Below are 22,137 nucleotides of genomic sequence, written 5' to 3'. Positions count from 1 at the left end.
ATACACCCGATATACCCGTTTATGATTCCATTGATAGCCGAGCTTTCTGATACGATTAAAACATTTAGGAAAGCCCCAGCGTAAATGCCGGTCTGTGATAGCATTCAACACCGAAACAATCACCGAGTCATCCTGCAACTTAGGTTGATAATAGTAAGCACAACGGCTTAAGCCAACAATAGCACAACTCATAACAATAGTAACCGAATGATTTTGTTGTAGTTGCTGTGCCCACGTTTTACGTGCCTTGGTGGGCACTAAAGCTTTTTTATGATTTCTTCCTGAAGCTGGGATTTTAAGCTCAGTTCGGCAAACATCTGTTTAAGCTTGCGGTTTTCCGCTTCTAGCTCTTTTAAGCGTTTAATATCCGACGTTTCCATTCCGCCGTATTTTTCTCGCCATTTATAGAAAGTTGAATTACCCATGCCATATTTACGGCACAGTTCTTTAACGGGAATACCCGCTTCAGCTTCTTTTAAAATAGCTACGATTTGATGTTCAGTCATTTTTTTCATCATTAAATCCTCTTTTACTTTTATCAGAGAGAATTTTCTACTTTTTTGCTGTACTATTTTAGGGGATAGTTACACCAAAACGCCAATTACAGCAGCCGATTTACTCAATGACAAGGTCTTACCATTTTATAATGCCCATCATTTGCCAATGCGTCGAATATTAACCGATAGAGGAACGGCGTTGGCACTATTGCAAAGCATGATTATCAACTTTATCTGGCGATTAATGATATTGACCATACTAAGACAAAAGCTATGTCGCCACAAACGAATAGGATCTGCGAACGTTTTCATAAAACTATTTTACATGAGTTTTATATGGTGACATTTCGTAAAAAGCGCTATTCAGATTTAGAAACACTCCAAACAGATCTGGACAATTGGCTGCATTATGACAATAATGAACGAACTCATCAGGAAAAATGTGCTGTGGTCGAACACCAATGAAAACATTGCTTGATAGAAAACGGATCTGGGAAGAAAAAAATCTGAACCAGATTTAACCTGACAGACACCCAATAAAAACTGGTAACTGTCAGATTAGGTTTGAGCTAGTACACGCCATAATCATAAAGATTGTAACCTAAATTTAAAGCACCTGCTAATTTAGTTTTATGCATTGAGTCGAAAATATCGTCTTTTACTATACGACTTCTATAATGTAAAGTATCTTCAATGTCGCTCACTTTTAAAATAGTAGCACCTAATTGCCCGCCTAAATAAAATCCATTGGTCTCAGCGCAAGCAAGATTTGAGAAACACGCAAATGTTGTCAGTGCAATTAATGTTTTCTTCATTTTATTTCCTTTTCTTTAATTATTTCTGGTTATAAAAAAACCAATCGATTATAAAACATTAAATTTCTAAAATCTATCTATTTAATATTATTGGAAATAAATTTGTATAATTTGATATAAATGATTATGCGATAGGTAACCTGCTATAAACAGGCTATAAAAATTCGATGAATGGCTCCTCCAACAGGACTTGAACCTGTGACATACGGATTAACAGTCCGCCGTTCTACCGACTGAACTATGGAGGAACACTTAACGGGTGAAATATTAACGATCTATGGCGATTATGTCAATATCTAAAACACTAAACACAACCGACTGCTCAGCTTGTAAACAAATAAAGTGATTGCTGTGCTAAAATAGTAAGAAAATAACATATCGGGTAGAATAAAATTTATGAAAAAAAATATTTGTGTTTTTTGTGGTGCTAATGATGGAAGCCACTTTGAATATCGTACACAAGCAGAACTATTAGGTAAAACTTTAGCTGAACAAAATCGACGCCTAATTTATGGCGGTGGTAATAAAGGCTTAATGGGGGTTATTGCCAATTCAGTATTAGAGCATGGCGGCAAGGTCATCGGTATTATTCCAAAACGTTTAGTCGAAGCTGAAACTGCTCATCATGGTATTACACGTTTGGAAATAGTTGATAATATGCATCAACGCAAGGCAAGACTTGCAGAGCTTGCTGATAGCTTTATTGCCATGCCAGGCGGAACAGGCACACTAGAAGAAATTTTTGAGGTGTGGACAGCAATGCAAATCGGTTATCATGAAAAACCCGTTGCATTGTTTGATGTAATGAGATTCTGGCAACCCATGCTTAATTTTTTACAGCATGCTGTGGATGAAGGCTTTATTCGAGATAGTTTTTATCAAACATTAATTGTTTCGGAAAATTCGCAATCTTTACTACAAAAAATAGATAACTTTATTGCCAAAGATTTACAACGTTGGGTTAAAAAATAATTTATTCACAATAAAAAACGCCATCAGATGATGGCGCTTTTATTTATATAATTAGATATTAGGCCGTAGCTGTCGTTTCAGTTTGCTCTGGTTGTTTAATAAATGCATATGCCACGCCAGCAATCACAGCACCAACAACAATAGATAACAAATAACCACCAACTGGCTTAACCACACCTGGAATAGCTAAAGCAAATAATCCACCATGAGGTGTCATTAATGTTGAACCAAAGGCTAATGCCATACCACCTGTAATTGCTCCCCCAATGATACAACATGGGATAACACGTAATGGATCGCGCGCAGCAAATGGAATTGCGCCTTCTGATATAAAGCATAAACCTAATACCAAAGACGCCTTACCACTTTCTTGTTCAGCTTTAGCAAACTTCTTGCTAGCAATTAGAGTTGCTATCCCCATCGCTAAAGGAGGAACCATACCGCCTGCCATAACGGCTGCCATTGGCGCATAAACTTGAGAGGAAATTAGACCAGTACCAAATGCATAAGCAACTTTATTAATTGGTCCACCCATATCAGTACACATCATACCACCTAAAACTGCCCCTAAAATAACTGCATTTGCTGTACCCATTGAATTTAACCATTCCGTTACAATTTTCATTATCCATGAGATTGGTGTACCCACAATATACAGCATCACAAGACCAGTAATTAATGTTGCAAATAGAGGCACAATTAAGATTGGTTTTAATGCTTCTAAAGTGTTCGGTAATGGTAAATACTTTGTAATTGAGTGTGCAAGGTAACCAGCAAAGTAACCAATAATGATACCACCTAAAAATCCTGCACCGGTCGAGACTGCTAGTAATCCACCGACAAGCCCTGGAGCAAGCCCGGGTCTATCAGCAATGGAATAAGCAATATACCCCGAAAGCAGTGGCACCATAAGTGAGAAAGCAAGCCCTCCAACTTGTGCTAAGTGTGGTTCACCAATTAACTTTTGCACGCCATCGACCATTTCAAATGAACCAAAGGCAAATGAAAGTGCAATAATTAGACCACCTGCAACTACCATTGGTAACATATAAGATACGCCAGTTAATAGATGTTGATAAACGCCTTTTTTCTCATTGCTTGATTTAGCTGTTGAAGCGCTTGTTGTCGGTTGATAAACTGTTGCTTCTTCAAATGCTTTATCAAATTCTTGGGCGGTCTTTTTAAGTGCTGGACCAGTTTTAGTACGATATAGTTTTTTGCCAGTAAACTTACTTAAATCAACATCAATATCACAAGCAGCAATTACCACATCAGCAGAAGCAACCTCTTCTGGTGTTAATTCATTGCCGACACCAACCGAACCACGAGTTTCGACTTTACACCACCAACCGCGTTTTTTGGCTTCTTCTTCAATGGCTTCTGCCGCCATAAAAGTATGAGCAACACCTGTTGGACAAGCCGTAACAGCAACAATACGTTTTACACCATGACTTGGCGTTGTTGTTGGTGCCACCTCAGTAGATTGTTCATAGACACTTGCTTTACTTTGTGCATCAGTTAAAATCTGTTTTGGATTAGCAAAAAGTTGATTTAAGTCTTCAACGACATACACTTTTTTGCCAACCACAGATTTATCACTTATGGTTCCCGAACCGACAGCAACAATAACGTCTGCCGATACAGCAGTGTCAACCATGTTTAAATTTAAGGCATTTGCCGCTAAAGCTAATTCTGCTTTAGCTAAACGTCCATTAACTGGACCTGCATGACTACCTTCAATAATATATATATTCATGAATACTCCTTATGCAGCAATTATTTCAATTTTTTCTAGCATATTATTTACAGCTTGGCGCTCAGCAATGCCAACACCAGCCTGTCCAACCGATAGAGCCGCAACACTTGATGCAAAGACTAAAGTGTCTTTAATTGATTGCTCAGTGATTAAACCATACATTAAACCAGCGACCATTGAATCGCCAGCACCCACAGTACTAACTACTTGGCATTTAGGTGGTTTTGCTAACCATGCTTCATTTTTAGTGACCCATAATGCACCTTTACTTCCAAGCGAAATGATGACATTGTCAACGCCGCCATTAACTAACTCCATAGCAGCCTTTTTTACATCATCCAATGTCGATAATTTACGACCTATCCACATTTCGAGCTCTTTATCATTTGGTTTGATTAACCATGGTTTTGCTTTTAATCCTGCGACCAATGCATCTCGACTACTATCGAATACAATTTTTGGACAAATCGCTTTAACTTGTTCCATCCAATTTGTAAATTTATCAAGTGATACTCCAGCAGGTAAGCTACCGCTAATAGCAACCATATCAATGTCTTTTAACCATTCAAGAGAATTTTTTACAAAGCTTTGCCAGTCTTGCTCACTAATAGTAAAGCCCGAAAAGTTGAGATCTGTTACTTCACTACTTTCTTCGGTCAATTTAACATTAATACGTGTACGCCCCGCAATTGTTTCGAATTTATCAACCACATTTAATGATTTAAATAATAAATTAAAGCCATCACGATTTTCTTTACCTAAAAACCCACCGACAGTGAGTTGAACGTCTAAATCAGACAAAACCTTAGCCACATTGATGCCTTTGCCAGCAGCAAGTAACGCATTGGTTTGGACTAAATTAACATCACCAAGCTCCACTTTTGGGCAAAAACCTAAAAGATCATAAGCAGGATTTAAGGTGATTGTTGCAATACGATAAGTCATTTAAACACCCTCACCTAGACCGCTTTCAATCGCTTTACCAATAGCATCAAGTGCTTGAGCCGCATCATCGCCAACGGCGGTAAATTTTAATCGACTGCCTTTTTTGGCACCCAATGCAACAATTTTCATTAAACTCGTTGCACTCACTGGCTCGCCTTTGCCATCTAAATTAGCAACAGTTACTTTACTGTTAAATTCTTTAACGAGTTTGACTAAAACGGATGATGGGCGAGTATGTAAACCATTCTCATTAGGAATAATAAATTCACGACTTAATGATTCATTATTTGATTCGGTAATAGCCGACTCATTTGGAGAGGTTGATTGAATTTCTGATTCATCAGATCCTACAGTTTGAGAACCAGATAAAAGAAGATTGATAAGCCCATCAGTATTTGCTGATAATAGTAACGCTAATTTTTGATTAAAAGCTAAAGTGGCAATGTGATGTATAATTTCAGAAACAGAATCATCAACAACTGACATTGTAATAAGTAACTTAACAGGCTTACCATCTTCATTAAGATTACTCGTGGTACGGCTAATCGCCATCGCATTTTTTAAATTACCTTCTTTGCTATCATTTAACCAAACACCCTCGCCTAGGTAAGTTGGTTTATTATCTAATACATCAGCAATAAAACTTGCATTGACTGCATTTTGCTGTTTTAAACGTGATGCATTTAATGCTTGTAGTGTTGATAAACTATCAGCAGGAATATCCAATAATAATGCAGATTCATTTACAGTAAATTGACTCTCTTCTGGACTTGTTTTGCCAGTTAAAATGGCAATTGCTTCATCGGCCGATTGAATTTTTTTGATTCGTTCCTCTACCCCATCAGCGCCAAGCACATGAGTGAGTTGACGAAGTAATTCTAAATGCTCATCAGAACTTGCTGCAATACCAATTGCAAGATAGGCCTTTTCACCATCATCCCCCCATTCAACACCATTAGGAAAACAAAATACTTGCACCCCTGTTTTTTTCACCAAATGGCGAGTTTTAGTTGTGCCATGGGGAATAGCAAGACCGATACCTAAATATGTCGCTGCTTGAGATTCTCGTTCAAGCATGCCATCAACATAACCATCTTCAACATATCCTGCTTGGGTTAATGCCGATGCAACTTTCTTTATTGCTTCTGTTTTATTTGTAGCTTGCTCATTTAAATGAATATTTTCTTTAACTAAATGAAACATATAATAAATACCTCTGGGTTAAAATGTTGGGTCGACTAAAATGACTCAGCAAATATAAATCCTTGAATTAACATTATTGAATCGTTTCAGCAATAATGAATAAATTAATATTAATTATCAAATAAATTATTTCTATTGATCAATAATTTGTGATCTGGATCTTATTTTTTATTTAAAATTTAAACTGTTTTAGAGCCAATATAGCGTTTGGTGTCTATCAATATCTTAACGGCTTAAGCTACCTCGATAGATCAATCGCCTCGGAATTATTGTCGTACCTGATTGATAATTCTCGTTATGCAGATAGTTTAAAAACAGTTTTATTGTTACATTGGCAACTTCTTTGTGATCTTGTGAAAGCGATATGACTTTACATGGCAAAAAGTCTAATAACTCATTATCACCAAAGGTAGCAATCGTTAAAGCTTCGGGTAGATGTCCAAATTTTCTTAAAATTGCATCAATACTTCCTTGTAATAAAGAAAAAGAAGTCGTAAAAATGCCATTAGGCATTTCATGGTTTTCTAACCATTGACTAAAGGCAAAATCAGCATCTTGACGACTATAATTATTTGCATATAAAAAATCAATTTGACTACAATTATTAAGTTGAATATCTTTAAAACCATCTAAACGAAGTTGACTAACCGATAAGTTGGGCAAAGCCCCAATATAAACTACCGAATCTTCTACAAAGTTATTAAATGCTTGAGCCAGTAATTTAGAATCTTGTTTATCGGCACCTACAATATTTCTAAATTTAGATATGGATAATATTCTATCGAGTGCGAATAATGGAATCTTTTCGTTTTGCCAGTCATCATAAAAAATATAATCCTGAGCAGAAACGAATGATGATGAAATAATCAAAGCATCTACCCTGCGTTGCTGAAGATGTTTGACGCACTCTTTTTCGATTTGTGGATTGTCTTCAGAACACGCGAGTAATAATTGATATCCCTCTTTTCTTACTAGTTGTTCTAAATAATTGGCAATGCGGGTGTAACTATTGTTTTCTAAATCAGGAATAATAAAACCGATAGTACGTGTTTTACCAGCTCTAAGCCCTGCTGCTACAGCATTAGGTTGGTAATTATGCGCTTTTACCACCGACATGACTTTTTCAACTGTTTTGTCACTCACGCGGTACTTTTTGGCTTTTCCATTGATCACATAACTCGCTGTTGTTGTTGAGACACCAGCCAAGAGAGCGATTTGTTCTAATTTCATAACACAATCCCAACTAAATATAGTTAGTTATTTAACCTGAATCAAAATAATTTGTAAATACTGATTCTAATGACTACTCAACAAGTTAGCTGTATTTTACGTTTTATACAAAAAGCCTAAAGATAAAAATGACTAATCAAAAAATAGGATTTAGTTAGATCTTACCAAAAATGATAAGTTCATTAATCATTAGTAATAAATAGCAATATTTTGATCATGAACATTTTCAATTTTGACGGGCGTATCAAATATATCTTCTAAAATAGTCGAATTCATAATTTGTTGTGGGCTGCCTTGGTATATTAGCTCGCCATTTTTCATGGCTAAAATGTAATCTGAATATACAGATGCAAAGTTGATATCATGAATAACAATCACAATGGTTTTACCCAGTTCATCAGCAGCACGGCGCAATTGTTTCATCATAGTAACAGCGTGTTTCATATCGAGATTATTGAGTGGTTCATCAAGTAATACATATTCAGTATCTTGGCAAAGTACCATGGCAACATAAGCACGTTGCCGTTGTCCGCCAGATAATTCATCTAAAAAGCGCTCTTTATATTCAGTAAGATCTAAAAAATCAAGTGCACGATGAATATGGTTATAATCATCAGCATTTAAGCGCCCTTTGGTATAAGGGTAGCGCCCAAACCCGACTAACTCAAAAACAGTTAATCTACTGGTAAAACGGTTTTCCTGTCTTAATACAGATAAATAGGTAGCAAGCTTATCACTTGGTGTATTAACTACATCCATATTTTGAATTTTAACTTGCCCTTCATCGGCTAATAAAAGTCGACTTATAATTGATAGTAACGTTGACTTACCTGCCCCATTTGGACCAATGATAGCAGTAATGCCACCTTGTGTAATTGTCGCATTAACATTTTGCAATACAGGTATTGTTTGATAATTTTTACAAACATTCTCAATTTTTATCACTTTTGAACCTTTTTCAATAATAAGAAGATAAACAAAGAACCACCAATAAATTCAATGACAATAGATAATGCTCCAACCATATTTAACACTCGCTCTAAAAACATTTGTCCACCAACTAGAAAAATAACGCCTAATAAAAAAGCGGTAGGAAGTAAAAAACGATGCTGGCTAGAGCCACTAACACTATAAGCTAAATTAGCAATTAAAAGACCTAAGAAAGTAAATGGACCCACTAAAGCCGTTGATATCGATACCAAAACCGAGACAAGCAATAAAACAATCGTGATACTTCTATGGTAATTAATCCCTAGATTTATTGCATTATCGCGTCCCAGCGCAAGCACATCAAATTTAAATCGCATTCGCCATAAAACGACACCAATAATTGAGGCAATCACTAATGAAAAGATGATCAATACTGGTTCTGCACGTGTAAATGTCGCAAAAATACGACTTTGTAACACAGCAAATTCAGTTGGTGTCATTAGTCGCTGCAATAGATTAGAAAAACTACGGAATAATGTGCCTAAAATGATACCAATTAATAATACTAAATGTAAATTTTGCTTGAGTTTAGTAAACAAACCTCGATACAAAAATAGAGAAAATAAGATTAATAAAAGTGATTCAAATACAAATTTTCCAATAATACCAATATAGGGAATAGCTTGTGAATCAATAAAAAAGATGACAATGGTTTGAATTAATACAAAAAGCGATTCAAATCCCATAATAGATGGGGTTAATATTCGATTGTTGGTAACGGTTTGAAAAAGTAATGTTGATGTTGCTGCCGAAAAAGCAACTACTATCATAGTGAGCACAATCCATGAACGATGCTTCAAAATATAGCTAATATTACCTTTAAGACCAAAGGTCATAAAACAAGTTACGCTAATTAGTGCAATAATAAACAACAGAAAAACTCTTTTTTGACACAACTTATGACGTTTTTGGCTAACTAACATGGCGTTTTCGACTCAATAATATTAAAAAAATAATAGCGCCAATTACGCCAAGAATCACACTAACAGGGATCTCAAATGGATAGCGAATAACACGCCCAATAATATCACACATTAAAACTAAACCACTACCAAACAAGCAGATCCACGGAATAGTTTTACGAACATTGTCACCCAATAATAAACTAACAATATTTGGCACAATCAATCCTAAAAATGGTAAAACACCCACTACGACAACGACAATACCACCAATTAATGCAATAACAATAAGCCCAATCAGCATAACACGACGATAATTAAGCCCTACATTGATCGAAAAATCACGCCCCAATCCTGCTACCGTAAATTGATCTGCGCTCCAACATGCGAGTAACGTCAATCCACCAACTAGCCATAATAATTCATAACGACCTTGCAAAATCCCTGAAAAATCACCCGATTCCCAACCACCAAGTGATTGTAATAAATCAAAATACATGGCAAAAAACGTAGTAATTGCACTAATAACCGCCCCTAACATGATACCAATCAGGGGAACCATTAAAGCTGATTTAAAAATTATTTTTCGAGAAATTGCCATGAAAATCATTGTACCAATCATAGCAAACAAACTAGCAACGACCATTTTAGCCATAACACTTGCGCCAGGCGCTAAAACCATCATAACTAATAAACCAAGGCTAGCTGATTGCGTTGTACCCACCAAAGATGGTTCAACAAATCGATTTTGTGTTAACAGTTGCATAATTAAACCTGCAACACTCATCGCGCTTCCCGCTAATAATAAAGCGACAGTTCTTGGCACGCGGCTGACAAAAAAAATCTCGCGCATGTTACTATCAGACCATAGTTCCAATAGCGTCACATGCCCAGCGCCAATAAATAAACTTATTGCAGTCATTATCAATAAAATGAAAATGCCTGCAATAATATAAAAGGACTTAATCATGTTTTACATCAATTCGTTGATGTTTTTTGTAAAGCTTCACGAATTTGATCTATCAAACGGCTATAAGTTTGAATACCGCCTGCAATATACATTGAAGTTGAATCTAAATAGATAATTTGTTTATTTTGCCATGCTGCTGTTTTTTGAATTAAGTCGTTGTTTAGTACTTGCTGTGCAGATTGTGCTTCTTTATTACCAATTGCACTATCTCTATCTAACACAAACAACCACTGCGGATTAACACTTAAGATAAATTCAGAGGTCACCGCATTACCATGACGACCAGCTTCTTGGAAGGTGGTTGCAGGTTGAAAACCAAGTAGATCAAACACAAAACCAAAACGAGATTTTGGACCATAAGCCGACATTTTACCACCATTAACCATAATCACTAATGCACTACCTGCGGCGCTTGTCTTTGGTTTTAGCTGTTCAATTTTTTGATTAAAATCATTAATAAGTTTTTTAGCTTCGTTTTGTTTATTAAAAATAGTGCCTAATTGCTCTGTTCTTTGGGTTAAACTACCTAAAAAGTCTTTCGGATCAATATCTAAAGAAAGTGTTGGAGCAATATCATTCAATTTTTTATAAGCATCAGTTGCACGACCACCAGCAATAATAACATCAGGTTGAATTGAGCTTAATACCTCATAATTTGGTTCAAATAAGGTTCCAACATTAGTATAGGCTTTATCGCTATATTTAGATAAGAAATCTGGTAAATGTACATCAGATTGAGGAACAGCCGAGACAGGAATATTCAAAGCATCAATAATGTCAAGTGTTGCAATATTAAAAACAACAACTTTTTTCGGATTTTCAGGAACATCTGTTTTACCTTGAGCATGTTCAACAGTAATCGTATTTGCTGGTGTTTGTGGTTCTTTTTTATTGTCACACCCAACTAAAACAAGTAATGCGGTAAGTAAAACTAAAAATTTCACTTTAATATATGAATACATTATAACTCCTAATTATCAGCCTAAATAAAAAACTATAAAACAATGATTATAATAATTATCATTTACATCATGATTGTAACCAAAAAATAGGTAGGGTTCAATGAACTTTATATATTTAACAAAGCAATATATTATTAGAGACAAGTGAAATAAATGTGAAATGGATAAATAGGCTAAAAAGCTATCGATTTATTCGATAGCATAATTCATGTTAATAGTTAGAAAACTTTATTGGGATCACTCGATAACTCTTTAAGTTTTCGAGTTAATGTATTTCGCCCCCAACCTAAGAGATAAGCCGCATCTTGTTTATGGCCACGGGTAAAATTGAGTGCACTTTTTAATAAGATGTATTCAACATCATTTATTGCCTCCGTCAAAATGCCATTTTTACCCTCTATCAAAGCTTGCTTTGCCCACTGTGCTAATAATACTTTCCAATCTGCTTCTTGCTGAGAAAAGTCATTTTCGGACAAAGCCATCGTTTCATTTGTAATAATAGTTTTGGTAGCAGATAACGGCAATAACTCTGGTGGTAAATCTTGAACTAAAACCTCTTGATTTGAAGACATTACCGTCACCCAACGACAAGCATTTTCAAGCTGACGCACATTGCCTGGCCAATTAAACCTACATAAAACACCTAATGCCTCAGGACTAAATACTTTACTTTCTACACCTAATTCTTTAGCTGTTGTATGTAAAAAATGATCAGCAAGCTTTGGAATATCTTGCGCTCTATCACGCAATGGCGGGAGCAAAATGCGAATCACATTTAAACGGTGGAATAAGTCATCTCTAAATTTACCTTCTCTTACTCTTGCTTCTAAATTTTGATGGGTTGCAGCAATAATTCGAACGTCCACTTTTACAGGTGAATAACCACCAATACGATAAAACTGCCCATCTGCAAGCACCCTTAATAGTCTAGTTTGAACATCAAGTGGCATATCGCCAATTTCATCTAAAAATAAAGTACCACCATTAGCTTGTTCAAAACGTCCATGCCTAATTTGAGTTGCCCCTGTAAATGCCCCTTTTTCATGCCCAAAAAGCTCAGCTTCAATTAAATCTTTAGGGATTGCTGCCATATTTAACGCAATAAAAGGGGATTGAGAACGGGGACTATGAGTATGTAATGCCTTAGCAACCAACTCTTTACCTGTTCCTGACTCACCATTAATTAACACACTAATCGATGATTTAGATAATCGCCCAATAATACGAAACACTTCTTGCATGGAAGGAGCTTCGCCAATAATACCTGCTGATGCTTTTGCAGGCGTATTATTACTGGTTTTGTTGCTCTGAGTTTGTAAAATAGCCCGCTCAACCAGCTGAATCGCTTCGTCCACATCAAAAGGTTTTGGGATATAATCATAAGCACCTTTTTGATAAGCATTAACTGCAGCATCAAGATCAGAATGTGCTGTCATAATAATAACAGGTAAATTTGGCATTTGCTCTTTTACATGATGGAGCAATGTTAACCCATCAAGCCCCGGCATTTTAATGTCGGAGATTAATACAGCGGGTTTTTGCACATGTGTATCTAATGCCTCAATAACTTCTTGGCCACTAGCAAAGCTAACACAATTGAAATTTGCATTCGTTAATGCTTTTTCTAATACCCAGCGAATAGAACTATCATCGTCGACAATCCAAACATTCATTTTAATTTACCTCACTGCCTAATTGGCAAATAGATAGAAAATTCTGTATGCCCCGGCCAACTATTAAATTCAATTTTACCATGATGTTGATCAACAATATTATGCGCAATAGAAAGACCAATGCCTGTCCCACCTTCATAGCCGCTCACCATAGGATAAAATAAGGTATCTTGGATATGAATAGGAACTCCTGGTCCGTTATCTTCAATATCAATACGAGCACAAAGCCGATAGCGCTGACCATGTAAGGTAACCTGAAAAGCTGTTCGTGTCCTAATGATAATTTTGCCAACTTTAGAACCAATAGCTTGTAAAGCATTACGAACAATATTCAAAATCACCTGCTCGATCTGCTCCGAATCATGAATTAAATCAGGTAAGCTTGGATCATAATCACGCAGAATTTCAATATTGATCGGTTTTTCCAAACAGAGTAAAGCATAAATACGTTCTATTGCTTGATGGATATTTTGTTCTTTTTGTTGCAATCGTTGTTGTGGGCCTAATAATCTGTCTACAAGCTTTTTTAATCTATCAGCTTGTTCAATAATAACTTTTGTATAATCTTGCAATTCATTTTTGGGTAGCTCTCGTGATAATAATTGAGCTGCACCTCGAAGTCCACCTAGTGGGTTTTTGATTTCATGAGCAAGGCCTCGAACTAATTCACGAGCAGCACTCTGCTGGGCTTGTTGCAACTGTTCTTGGCTAAGGCGTTTGTGGTTATTTAACGGAGCCATTTCAATTAAAATTCGAGCACCACCCAATAGTTGAGCTGTCAATGATAAAATATGTAATTCATTATTAATCACTAAATTGACTTCGTTGTCTGTAAAACCTTGATTTTGAGCTAATGCACTTAGCATTAAATCAATATCTAAAGAGAAATAACCAATTAAATCGGTCAGGTGGCTTCCTAATATTTTTTTAGAACTTTGAGCTAATAATTGCTGTGCAGCCGTATTGGCATAGAGAATATTAAGTTTTGTATCGAGTAATAAAATACTTGTAATCATCGAATCAAGAACAAGATTAGCGTCAGGTTCACTATCAAATATCATCGTTGGATTCCCGTCCTGATTAGAAGCCACCGCAAGTACGGTGGCTTAACGTTTAAAATACCTTATAAACTATAATACATTTCAAACTCAACTGGATGAGGAGTCATACGTACACGATCAACATCTTGACGTTTTAAATCAATGTATGCATCAATAGTATCATTAGTAAATACATTCCCTCGTGTTAAAAATTCACGATCCGCATCTAATGCATTAAGTGCTTCTTCAAGCGAACCTGCTACTTGAGGAATTAATTTAGATTCTTCTGGCGGTAAATCGTATAAATTTTTGTCCATTGCATCACCAGGATGAATTTTATTGATAATGCCATCTAAACCAGCCATTAACTGCGCAGCAAAAGATAAGTATGGATTACCTGCTGGATCTGGGAAGCGAACTTCAATACGACGCGCTTTAGGACTGGTAACAACAGGAATACGAATTGATGCGGAACGGTTACGTGCAGAATAAGCAAGCATAACTGGCGCTTCATAGCCAGGAACTAGGCGTTTATAAGAATTGGTTGCGGGATTTGTAAATGCATTAATCGCTTTAGCATGTTTGATAATACCGCCAATATAAAATAATGCCATTTCCGAAAGACCTGCATACTTATCCCCAGCAAATAAATTGACTCCATCTTTTGCTAACGATTGATGACAGTGCATACCAGATCCATTATCACCAAACATCGGTTTTGGCATAAATGTCGCGGTTTTACCATAAGCGTGTGCCACATTTTGTACTACATATTTATAGATTTGTACTTCATCAGCTTTTTTAGTTAACGTGTTAAAACGACAAGCAATTTCGTTTTGACCTGCTGTTGCAACTTCATGATGGTGAGCTTCAACCACTAAGCCAAGTTGCTCCATAATCAAGCACATCTCAGAGCGGATATCTTGTGATGAATCAACCGGTGGAAGTGGAAAATAACCGCCTTTAACACCTGGACGATGCCCTTTATTACCTTCATCATATTTAGTACCTGAGTTCCACGCCGCTTCAATATCATCAATATGCACAAAACTTCCTGACATTGGCGAGCCAAAACGAATATCATCAAATAAGAAAAATTCTGGTTCAGGCCCAAAAATAACAGTATCGGCAATACCTGATGATTTTAGATAATCTTCCGCACGTTTAGCGATTGAACGTGGATCGCGATCATAGCCTTGTAGCGTCGCTGGTTCTAAAACATCACAACGGAGATTTAATGTCACATCTTCGAAAAAAGGATCGATAACGGCCGTTGAAGCATCAGGCATTAATACCATATCTGATTCATTAATCCCTTTCCAACCAGCAATTGATGAGCCATCAAACATTTTACCATCTTCAAAGAAATCAGCGTCAATTTGGCTAACAGGAATAGTAACGTGTTGTTCTTTACCTTTAGTATCGGTAAAACGTAAATCAACAAATTTAACATCATTTTGTTTAATTAGTGATAAAACTTTTTGTGTAGACATGTATCTTCTCCATTGAGGACAAATAATAATTATTCAGTTTTTAAGGTATTCTTACCAAGTTGCTATAGTGAATGCAAATTTAATGCCAATTTTTTAACTCTATTTTTAGTGGCTTTATAAGTAGCTATAGTAACATAAATATTACAGTTGCATCAAAACAATGCAATTAGCACCAAAATAATGCACAAAAATGGTCGTATAAAAAATTAAAATCAATTTTTATATCCTATATATCTTCTCGCAGTGCTTCAACGCTCAAATAAAAAGTTATTTTATTCCAGTCATACTTAATCGTTTCTGAACTAAATACCACGTTATACAGCATATGATCTTTAGGATTTACAAAAGATGTAGAAGGATAAACATCCGTGCCCAAATAACAGCAAATTAATTTAAGTTCACCTATTCCCATGGTGTTAGCTAAATACTGATGTGCTTGTTTTGCATATTTACCTTCAATTTTATAAATAACTTCAAGAGGTTTTCCTTGCCCTTCATCATTTTGTATACAATCATTATATTTGAAGAAATCAGGCGCATCTGCATCAAATTCACGCAAAAAATCACGACAAGTCAAATCAGGATCATAGTAATAGTGTGGGAAATATTCTGAATGTTTGATTTTTACGTTACGAAGTTTTGTTCTCTTTAACTCAGAAATTTGTTTATTAAATTGAGTTAATGCATGTGGATTATTAGGAAATAAAATGGCAAATAAGTCTGACTTTTGCTTTGCTGAAACATAATGACTATTTGAAACAATATCAACAAACATTAAATTCCACAATTTTTCTTGCTGATTCATATATTGTACTGCATTTACCTCACTAATCATCAAATCATGATTAAATCGATTAAAATCACGATAAGAATCATAATAAAGATCAATTGCCTTAAATACATCTTGCTTAGTGCCATATCCATTTATTATTAACCAAGCAAGAGTATTCTGTATGTAAAATCTTTTTGTAAAACTAAGATCTCTTTTCATCAATTTAGCATATTCAGCATAAGCTTGATGATAATTACCATTTTCTAAATAATAATTAGCTAATAAAGATTCTGCTTCAATAGTTTGAGTATCAAATTTATTAGATTCATAATAATCATCAGCAAATACCTGAGGAATAATGGAAAATAAGACACACACCAAAAAGATAAGTCGTTTCAATTTCATTAGTCAATTCCTTAAAATTAAATAAATATAATTTATAAAATAGCAAGATTTTCTTATTGGTGCTGTATTTCAGTGCATAATATCGTTATAATCTCACCTTATATTGAAATGACTAGGTAATCATACAAATATGGACTTTATAACACTCGAAATACTACCTTTTGTAAAAAATCATCTTTTACTTTCTTTAGGTTGGATTGTACTGTTTATTGCAATTATTGTGCTAACCATTAAAAGTAAACTATCTAAGGTTAAAATTATTAATAATGCTCAAGCAATCCATATGATTAATAAGCAAAATGCTGTTATCATTGATATTCGCTCTACCGATAGCTTTAAAAAAGGGCATATCACCGAATCTCATAATGTTTTGCCTATCGATATTAAAAATGCGAGTACAAAAATAATTGAAAAATTTAAAGAAAGCATTGTTATTTTGGTTGATGAAAATGGTTTATCATCAACAGGTATAGGTGAAATACTGGTCAAACAAGGTTTCTTAAATGTCTTTACATTAAAAGACGGTATTGCCGGATGGAATGGCGAAAATTTACCACTCGTTAGAAAATAATATAATTTAAAAATAAGGTTTTATCATGACAGAACAAAACAATACGCAACAACCCGAAACACAGTTTGCAATTCAACGTATTTATACTAAAGATGTTTCATTTGAAACCAATAATGTTCCTGAAATTTTTACAAAACAGTGGCAACCAGACTTAAATATAGAATTAAACTCATCGTCACAAGTTTTAAGTGAAAATGTGTACGAAATTGCGTTACGCGTTACTGTGACTGTAAAGCAACAAGAGGAAGTGGTGTATATTTGTGAAGTGACTCAAGCAGGTATTTTTTCACTTATTGGATTCGACGAAGGTCAAATTCAACATTGTGTTGGTGCTTATTGCCCAAATATTTTGTTCCCTTATGCTCGAGAAGTTGTGTCAAGCTTAGTTAATAAAGGCACGTTTCCTCAAGTAAATTTAGAGCCAGTAAATTTTGAGGCATTATTCATTAATTATCTTCAACAACAAGCTGAACCAACTGAAACATTGCAATAATTATTGTGTTTCAGACAATTAACAATAAGTTTATTGAGTTATTATGAAAAAAACTGCTGCAATAACAGTAATTGGCTCAGGCTCTTATGGAACCTCTTTAGCTATTTTACTGGCACGAAATGGGCATTCAACTTTATTATGGGGTCATAACCCAGATAAAATGACCATTTTGCAGCATGAAAGGCAAAATAGACAATTTTTACCAGATATCCCATTTCCTGATCTGTTACAAATCGAAAGTGATTTAAAAACAGCGGTTTCAGCCGCTCCAATTTTACTTATTGTGGTACCTAGCCACGCTTTTGCAAGTATTCTAACTCAAATTAAACCATTTTTACGCCAAGATACTAAAATTGTCTGGGCAACAAAAGGGTTGGAAGTAGATACAGGTCGATTACTACAAGATGTAGCAAAAGAAATTTTGGGTGATAAAGTTCCATTAGCCGTGATTTCAGGACCAACATTTGCTAAAGAGGTCGCATCTGGATTACCAACTGCGGTAACGGTTGCATCAACAGATGAACATTTTTTAAATCAATTGCAAACATTATTCCATTGCAGTAAAAGCTTCCGCGTTTATAGCAGCAAAGATTTTGTTGGTGTACAGCTTGGGGGGGCAATAAAAAATGTGATTGCCATTGGCGCTGGATTATCAGATGGACTTGGTTTCGGTGCTAATGCAAGAACCGCATTAATTACGCGTGGGCTTGCTGAAATGATGCGATTAGGTGCAGCATTAGGCGCAGATCCTGCAACCTTTATGGGAATGGCTGGACTTGGGGATCTGGTTTTAACCTGTACAGATAATCAATCTCGTAATCGTCGTTTTGGCATATTATTAGGACAAAATAAGTCTATTGAAGAAGCTCAAAATGCCATTGCCCAAGTTGTTGAAGGATGCAAAAATACAAAAGAAGTCTGGTTGCTAGCCCAAAAATATCATATAGATATGCCAATTACTGAACAAATTTACCAAGTCCTTTATCAGCATAAAGATCCAAAACAAGCAGCTATGACATTACTTGGACGTTCACAAAAAGAAGAGCTAAAAAGCTAGTTTTATACTTAAACACACATCTACCTAAAAAACTTTTTGATAAAAAAATCGCATTCCAGCCCAAAAATCAATTACTATAAATCCAGACCTATTCCTTTTTCTTTTGCTTTGAGATAGATATCATAACCAATATACACATCTAGTACAGCCGTTCCAACTGTTTTAAATAGCGTAATTTGTTCCTCATTTTGTCGGCATTGTGTCGGATCGATGACTAAATCCCCCAACTCTAGAAAATCATCTTCTGATACCAGATTTTGTTTAATTGGATCAATAATATCGCCAGCCTCTGCAAATACCCCCTCTTTAGTATCAAGCACACGAATATCGGCCTTTTCAACAATACTTTGAGGGATTTCATGCATTTGTGGAGTATAAGCACCGACACCATTTATATGCGTACCAGGCTTTACTTTATCACCATTAAATGTCACCACTTTTGATGTAGTAATAGAAGTAATAATATCAGCTTGGCTAATGTCTTCATCCAAATCCTGTGAAAAATAAAAATGAGTAGAATAATGAGAAAAACGACATTTTACCTCATCAGTAAACCGCTTAGCTTTTTGTATATCAATATCAAAAATAGCCACATCTGTAAGCGGACGAACCGTTAACATTGCTTCTAATTGAGATATCGCTTGGCCACCTGTACCGATCAATACTGCACGACGAGCATCTTTACGAGCCAACAAGTCCGTTGCCGCACCTTGAACAGCACCTGTTCGAAGCTGAGTAACAAAAGTACCGTCTAACAAGGCACAAACTTCACCAGTTTTTGGATCTAGCATTAATACTTGAGCAGGTACTGATGGTTTGCCTAGCTTTGAATTATCAGGAAATACCGAGACAATCTTAATTCCTACAATATCTTGATCCTTAATATGAGCAGGCATAAATAAACATTGACCTTTTTGCATATCAAAATTGATTCGCAGTGGTACATCACTATTTCCTTCAGTGTAGATTTTTAAGGCTTGTTTATCAGCAGCTACAGCATCTTTCATGGTATAAAATTTTTCAATATCTTTGGCTGTTAAAATCAGCATTTTTATTCCTTACTGGTTTTCCCAGATTTATTCTATGTTTAGTATCTATTATCTAACTTTCAAGTCAATCATTCCAATTACTTTCTAACAAAATGATTTATATAATAAAAACTAAGAATAATTACATCTCTTGTATATTTTATGTATTTTAACTATTATTACACAGTGCAATTTGGCACGCTAATAGAGAAATACGATGTTATTTAAAATATTAAAATTTTTCTTAAAGACTTTATTCCACGTCAAAATTCATGGTAATCTTGACAATTTAAAACAAAACAAGCTTCTTATTACACCTAACCATGTATCTTTTCTTGATGGTATTTTAATTGGTGTGTTTTTACCAATAAGACCCGTCTTTGCTATTTATGCAGGTTATATAAATCACTGGTTAGTCCGCTATGCAAAGCGTTACGTTGATTTTGTGCCAATGGATCCACTTAACCCAATGGCAATCAAGCGATTAGTACGCCAAGTTGAAAAAGGTCGCCCGATAGTTATCTTTCCCGAAGGAAGAATTACTGTCACTGGGTCATTAATGAAAATTTATGATGGTGCTGCTTTTGTTGCAGCTCGTTCTCAAGCAACGATAGTGCCTGTCTGGATTGAAGGAGCTGAATTTACACTAACCAGCCGTTTAAAAGGGCTATTTAAGCGCCGTTTATTTCCTAAAATAACGATTCATGTACTTGAACCAACTTCTATTGCTATGCCTGATGCACCGAAGGCTAGCGAAAAACGTTATATTGCAGGAGAGAAACTTCATCAAATCATGATGAATGCCCGTATGGCAAGTCGCCCAAAATTAACGTTATTTGAAGCGCTACTTGAGGCTCAAGTTCGTTATGGTATTAAATCACGTATGGTGCAAGACCCCACAACTCACGAAGCATCTTATCGTAATTTGTTAAAACAAATCATAGGTATTAGCTGCATTATTACTAAAATTACCCAGAAAAAAGAACGTGTTGGCGTTTTATTACCTAACGCAACTATTACTGTTGCAACAATTTTTGGCTTATCGGTTAAAAATCGAATTCCAGCAATGCTCAATTATACCGCTGGCACCAAAGGGTTAATTTGTGCAATTACTGCGGCCGAAATCAAAACTATCATTACTTCACGCAAATTTATTCGCAAAGGAAAACTTGATTATCTCCTTGATGAAATAAAAGGTGTTAAATGGTGCTTCCTTGAAGATTTACGCCAAACTTTAACCCTTAAAGACAAACTTTATGTTTTAGTTCATCACTATATCCCACGCTTAGTTAAACATTCTCAAACTAGTGATGATGAAGCCCTAGTATTGTTTACATCTGGATCAGAAGGTAATCCTAAAGGTGTTGTTCATAGCCATGCTAGCTTGCTTGCTAATGTTGAACAAATCCGAACAGTTATTGATCCAACGCCTGCTGATCGTTTTATGTCTGCACTACCTCTATTCCATGCTTTTGGTATTACTGCTGGGTTATTTCTACCGTTGTTTTCTGGTAGCCGTACATTTTTATATCCAAATCCATTACATTATCGTATGGTGCCTGAAATTATTTATGACCAGAATTGTACCGTTTTATTTGGCACACCAACGTTCTTAGCAAACTATGCTCGTTACGCTCACCCATATGATTTTATGCGTTTACGTTATGTTGTTGCTGGAGCAGAAAAATTATCAGACGCAGTACGAGAACAGTGGAAAGATAAATATGGAATCCGTATTTTAGAGGGCTATGGCGTTACTGAATGCGCACCAGTTGTATCGCTGAATGTACCAATGGCATTTAAAACAGGTACCGTCGGGCGCTTATTGCCGGGTATGAGCTCAAGATTAATTCACGTTCCAGGCATTAGTGATGGCGGTAAATTGCAAGTTAAAGGCCCTAATGTGATGAAAGGCTATTTACGAGTTGAAAACCCTGGTGTACTTGAAGAGCCAATTGCAGTCGATGAACATGGGGAGTCTAAAAAAGGTTGGTATGATACTGGTGATATTGTTGCTATCGATAATGATGGATTTATCAAAATTAAAGGACGCTTAAAACGGTTTGCCAAAATTGCGGGCGAAATGGTTTCACTAGAAAGTGTTGAGACTTTAGCAAAAAAAATTGACCCTGATGCAATGCACGGTGCGACAGTGAAAGCAGATGTTGCCAAAGGTGAAGCGATAGTTCTATTTACTACCTCGACAAAATTAGATCGAGAGCTACTTAATCAAGCAGCTCAAGAACTTGGTATACCAGCATTAGCTATTCCTCGTGATATTCGTGTGGTTAAAGAGTTACCCCTACTAGGTACAGGTAAAATTGATTTTATTGCCTTACGAAAGATGGCTGAAGAATAAGCTA

Annotated in this window: 19 protein-coding genes, 1 tRNA gene and 3 pseudogenes; 6 read left to right on the top strand and 17 right to left on the bottom strand. The window is 35.7% G+C overall.

The annotated features are described in order from the left end of the window. Positions 1–258: pseudogene (locus tag A9G42_RS04255) on the bottom strand (IS3 family transposase); the annotation flags it as partial. A gap of 34 nt (positions 259–292) precedes the next feature. Next, positions 293–518 (bottom strand): annotated as a pseudogene (locus tag A9G42_RS04250) (transposase); the annotation flags it as partial. Positions 519–588: 70 nt separating this feature from the next. On the opposite strand from A9G42_RS04250, the pseudogene A9G42_RS04245 reads away from it, so the two are divergent. After that, positions 589–1,018: pseudogene (locus tag A9G42_RS04245) on the top strand (integrase core domain-containing protein); the annotation flags it as partial. Positions 1,019–1,066: 48 nt separating this feature from the next. Here A9G42_RS04245 and A9G42_RS04240 read toward each other — a convergent pair. After that, positions 1,067–1,312 (bottom strand): hypothetical protein, encoded by a 246-nt coding sequence (locus A9G42_RS04240; protein ID WP_065652731.1) that lies wholly within the window; start codon positions 1,310–1,312, stop codon positions 1,067–1,069. 172 nt (positions 1,313–1,484) lie between these two features. Beyond that, a tRNA-Asn gene (locus A9G42_RS04235) sits at positions 1,485–1,560 on the bottom strand. Between the two features lie 148 nt (positions 1,561–1,708). Between A9G42_RS04235 and A9G42_RS04230 the strand changes: the two genes are divergently transcribed. Continuing rightward, complete coding sequence (locus A9G42_RS04230) at positions 1,709–2,284, top strand: TIGR00730 family Rossman fold protein (RefSeq protein ID WP_065652730.1); 576 nt, start codon at positions 1,709–1,711, stop codon at positions 2,282–2,284. Between the two features lie 58 nt (positions 2,285–2,342). On the opposite strand, the gene fruA is transcribed toward A9G42_RS04230, so the two are convergent. From fruA to A9G42_RS04170, 12 genes are all read right to left on the bottom strand, one after another. Next, positions 2,343–4,040: a PTS fructose transporter subunit IIBC gene (gene fruA, locus A9G42_RS04225; protein WP_065652729.1), complete on the bottom strand. Its 1,698-nt coding sequence runs from the start codon at positions 4,038–4,040 to the stop codon at positions 2,343–2,345. 9 nt (positions 4,041–4,049) lie between these two features. Then, positions 4,050–4,985, bottom strand: coding sequence for a 1-phosphofructokinase (fruK, locus tag A9G42_RS04220; protein ID WP_065652728.1), 936 nt, complete (start codon positions 4,983–4,985; stop codon positions 4,050–4,052). After that, positions 4,986–6,188, bottom strand: a complete 1,203-nt coding sequence (gene fruB, locus A9G42_RS04215) for a fused PTS fructose transporter subunit IIA/HPr protein (RefSeq protein ID WP_065588233.1) — start codon at positions 6,186–6,188, stop codon at positions 4,986–4,988. It abuts the gene before it with no gap. Between the two features lie 225 nt (positions 6,189–6,413). Beyond that, the gene (gene cra / locus A9G42_RS04210) at positions 6,414–7,418 is read right to left on the bottom strand and encodes a catabolite repressor/activator (RefSeq protein WP_065582351.1); all 1,005 of its coding nucleotides are present in this window, start codon (positions 7,416–7,418) and stop codon (positions 6,414–6,416) included. Between the two features lie 189 nt (positions 7,419–7,607). Continuing rightward, entirely contained in the window at positions 7,608–8,363 is a 756-nt protein-coding gene (locus A9G42_RS04205; protein ID WP_065582350.1) for an iron ABC transporter ATP-binding protein, read from the bottom strand. Next, positions 8,360–9,331 carry an iron chelate uptake ABC transporter family permease subunit gene (locus tag A9G42_RS04200; protein ID WP_065652727.1) on the bottom strand — a complete coding sequence of 324 codons (972 nt, stop codon included), beginning with the start codon at positions 9,329–9,331 and terminating at the stop codon, positions 8,360–8,362. The genes A9G42_RS04205 and A9G42_RS04200 overlap by 4 nt, the downstream gene beginning before the upstream one ends. Next, complete coding sequence (locus A9G42_RS04195) at positions 9,321–10,280, bottom strand: ABC transporter permease (RefSeq protein WP_218837756.1); 960 nt, start codon at positions 10,278–10,280, stop codon at positions 9,321–9,323. The genes A9G42_RS04200 and A9G42_RS04195 overlap by 11 nt, the downstream gene beginning before the upstream one ends. A gap of 8 nt (positions 10,281–10,288) precedes the next feature. Then, a complete protein-coding gene (locus A9G42_RS04190) occupies positions 10,289–11,242 on the bottom strand; it encodes a siderophore ABC transporter substrate-binding protein (RefSeq protein ID WP_065588230.1) in 954 nt (317 codons plus the stop codon). 218 nt (positions 11,243–11,460) lie between these two features. Further along, positions 11,461–12,915 carry a nitrogen regulation protein NR(I) gene (gene glnG, locus A9G42_RS04185; protein WP_065652726.1) on the bottom strand — a complete coding sequence of 485 codons (1,455 nt, stop codon included), beginning with the start codon at positions 12,913–12,915 and terminating at the stop codon, positions 11,461–11,463. 11 nt (positions 12,916–12,926) lie between these two features. Next, positions 12,927–13,976: a nitrogen regulation protein NR(II) gene (gene glnL / locus A9G42_RS04180; RefSeq protein WP_065642346.1), complete on the bottom strand. Its 1,050-nt coding sequence runs from the start codon at positions 13,974–13,976 to the stop codon at positions 12,927–12,929. A gap of 62 nt (positions 13,977–14,038) precedes the next feature. Continuing rightward, positions 14,039–15,448 (bottom strand): glutamate--ammonia ligase, encoded by a 1,410-nt coding sequence (gene glnA, locus A9G42_RS04175; RefSeq protein ID WP_065566349.1) that lies wholly within the window; start codon positions 15,446–15,448, stop codon positions 14,039–14,041. 226 nt (positions 15,449–15,674) lie between these two features. Then, entirely contained in the window at positions 15,675–16,625 is a 951-nt protein-coding gene (locus A9G42_RS04170; protein WP_065652725.1) for a DUF4952 domain-containing protein, read from the bottom strand. Positions 16,626–16,755: 130 nt separating this feature from the next. On the opposite strand from A9G42_RS04170, the gene A9G42_RS04165 reads away from it, so the two are divergent. Genes A9G42_RS04165 through gpsA form a run of 3 tightly spaced genes read left to right on the top strand, consistent with a single transcriptional unit; the run spans position 16,756 to position 18,746 of the window. Further along, the gene (locus tag A9G42_RS04165; RefSeq protein ID WP_065652724.1) at positions 16,756–17,196 is read left to right on the top strand and encodes a rhodanese-like domain-containing protein; all 441 of its coding nucleotides are present in this window, start codon (positions 16,756–16,758) and stop codon (positions 17,194–17,196) included. 25 nt (positions 17,197–17,221) lie between these two features. Continuing rightward, positions 17,222–17,689 carry a protein-export chaperone SecB gene (gene secB / locus A9G42_RS04160; protein ID WP_065582343.1) on the top strand — a complete coding sequence of 156 codons (468 nt, stop codon included), beginning with the start codon at positions 17,222–17,224 and terminating at the stop codon, positions 17,687–17,689. Positions 17,690–17,729: 40 nt separating this feature from the next. Next, positions 17,730–18,746, top strand: coding sequence for an NAD(P)H-dependent glycerol-3-phosphate dehydrogenase (gpsA, locus tag A9G42_RS04155; protein ID WP_176700443.1), 1,017 nt, complete (start codon positions 17,730–17,732; stop codon positions 18,744–18,746). A 74-nt stretch (positions 18,747–18,820) separates the two neighbouring features. Here gpsA and A9G42_RS04150 read toward each other — a convergent pair whose 3' ends face one another. Next, entirely contained in the window at positions 18,821–19,795 is a 975-nt protein-coding gene (locus A9G42_RS04150) for an ornithine cyclodeaminase family protein (RefSeq protein ID WP_065588256.1), read from the bottom strand. A gap of 196 nt (positions 19,796–19,991) precedes the next feature. Here A9G42_RS04150 and aas point away from each other — a divergent pair, with 196 nt between their 5' ends. Beyond that, the gene (gene aas / locus A9G42_RS04145; protein ID WP_065652723.1) at positions 19,992–22,133 is read left to right on the top strand and encodes a bifunctional acyl-ACP--phospholipid O-acyltransferase/long-chain-fatty-acid--ACP ligase; all 2,142 of its coding nucleotides are present in this window, start codon (positions 19,992–19,994) and stop codon (positions 22,131–22,133) included. Positions 22,134–22,137 lie beyond the last annotated feature (4 nt).

Source organism: Gilliamella sp. Nev6-6, from assembly GCF_001690605.1.
GTDB lineage: Bacteria > Pseudomonadota > Gammaproteobacteria > Enterobacterales > Orbaceae > Gilliamella > Gilliamella apicola_C.
This window is presented reverse-complemented; position numbering and strand designations above follow the sequence as displayed.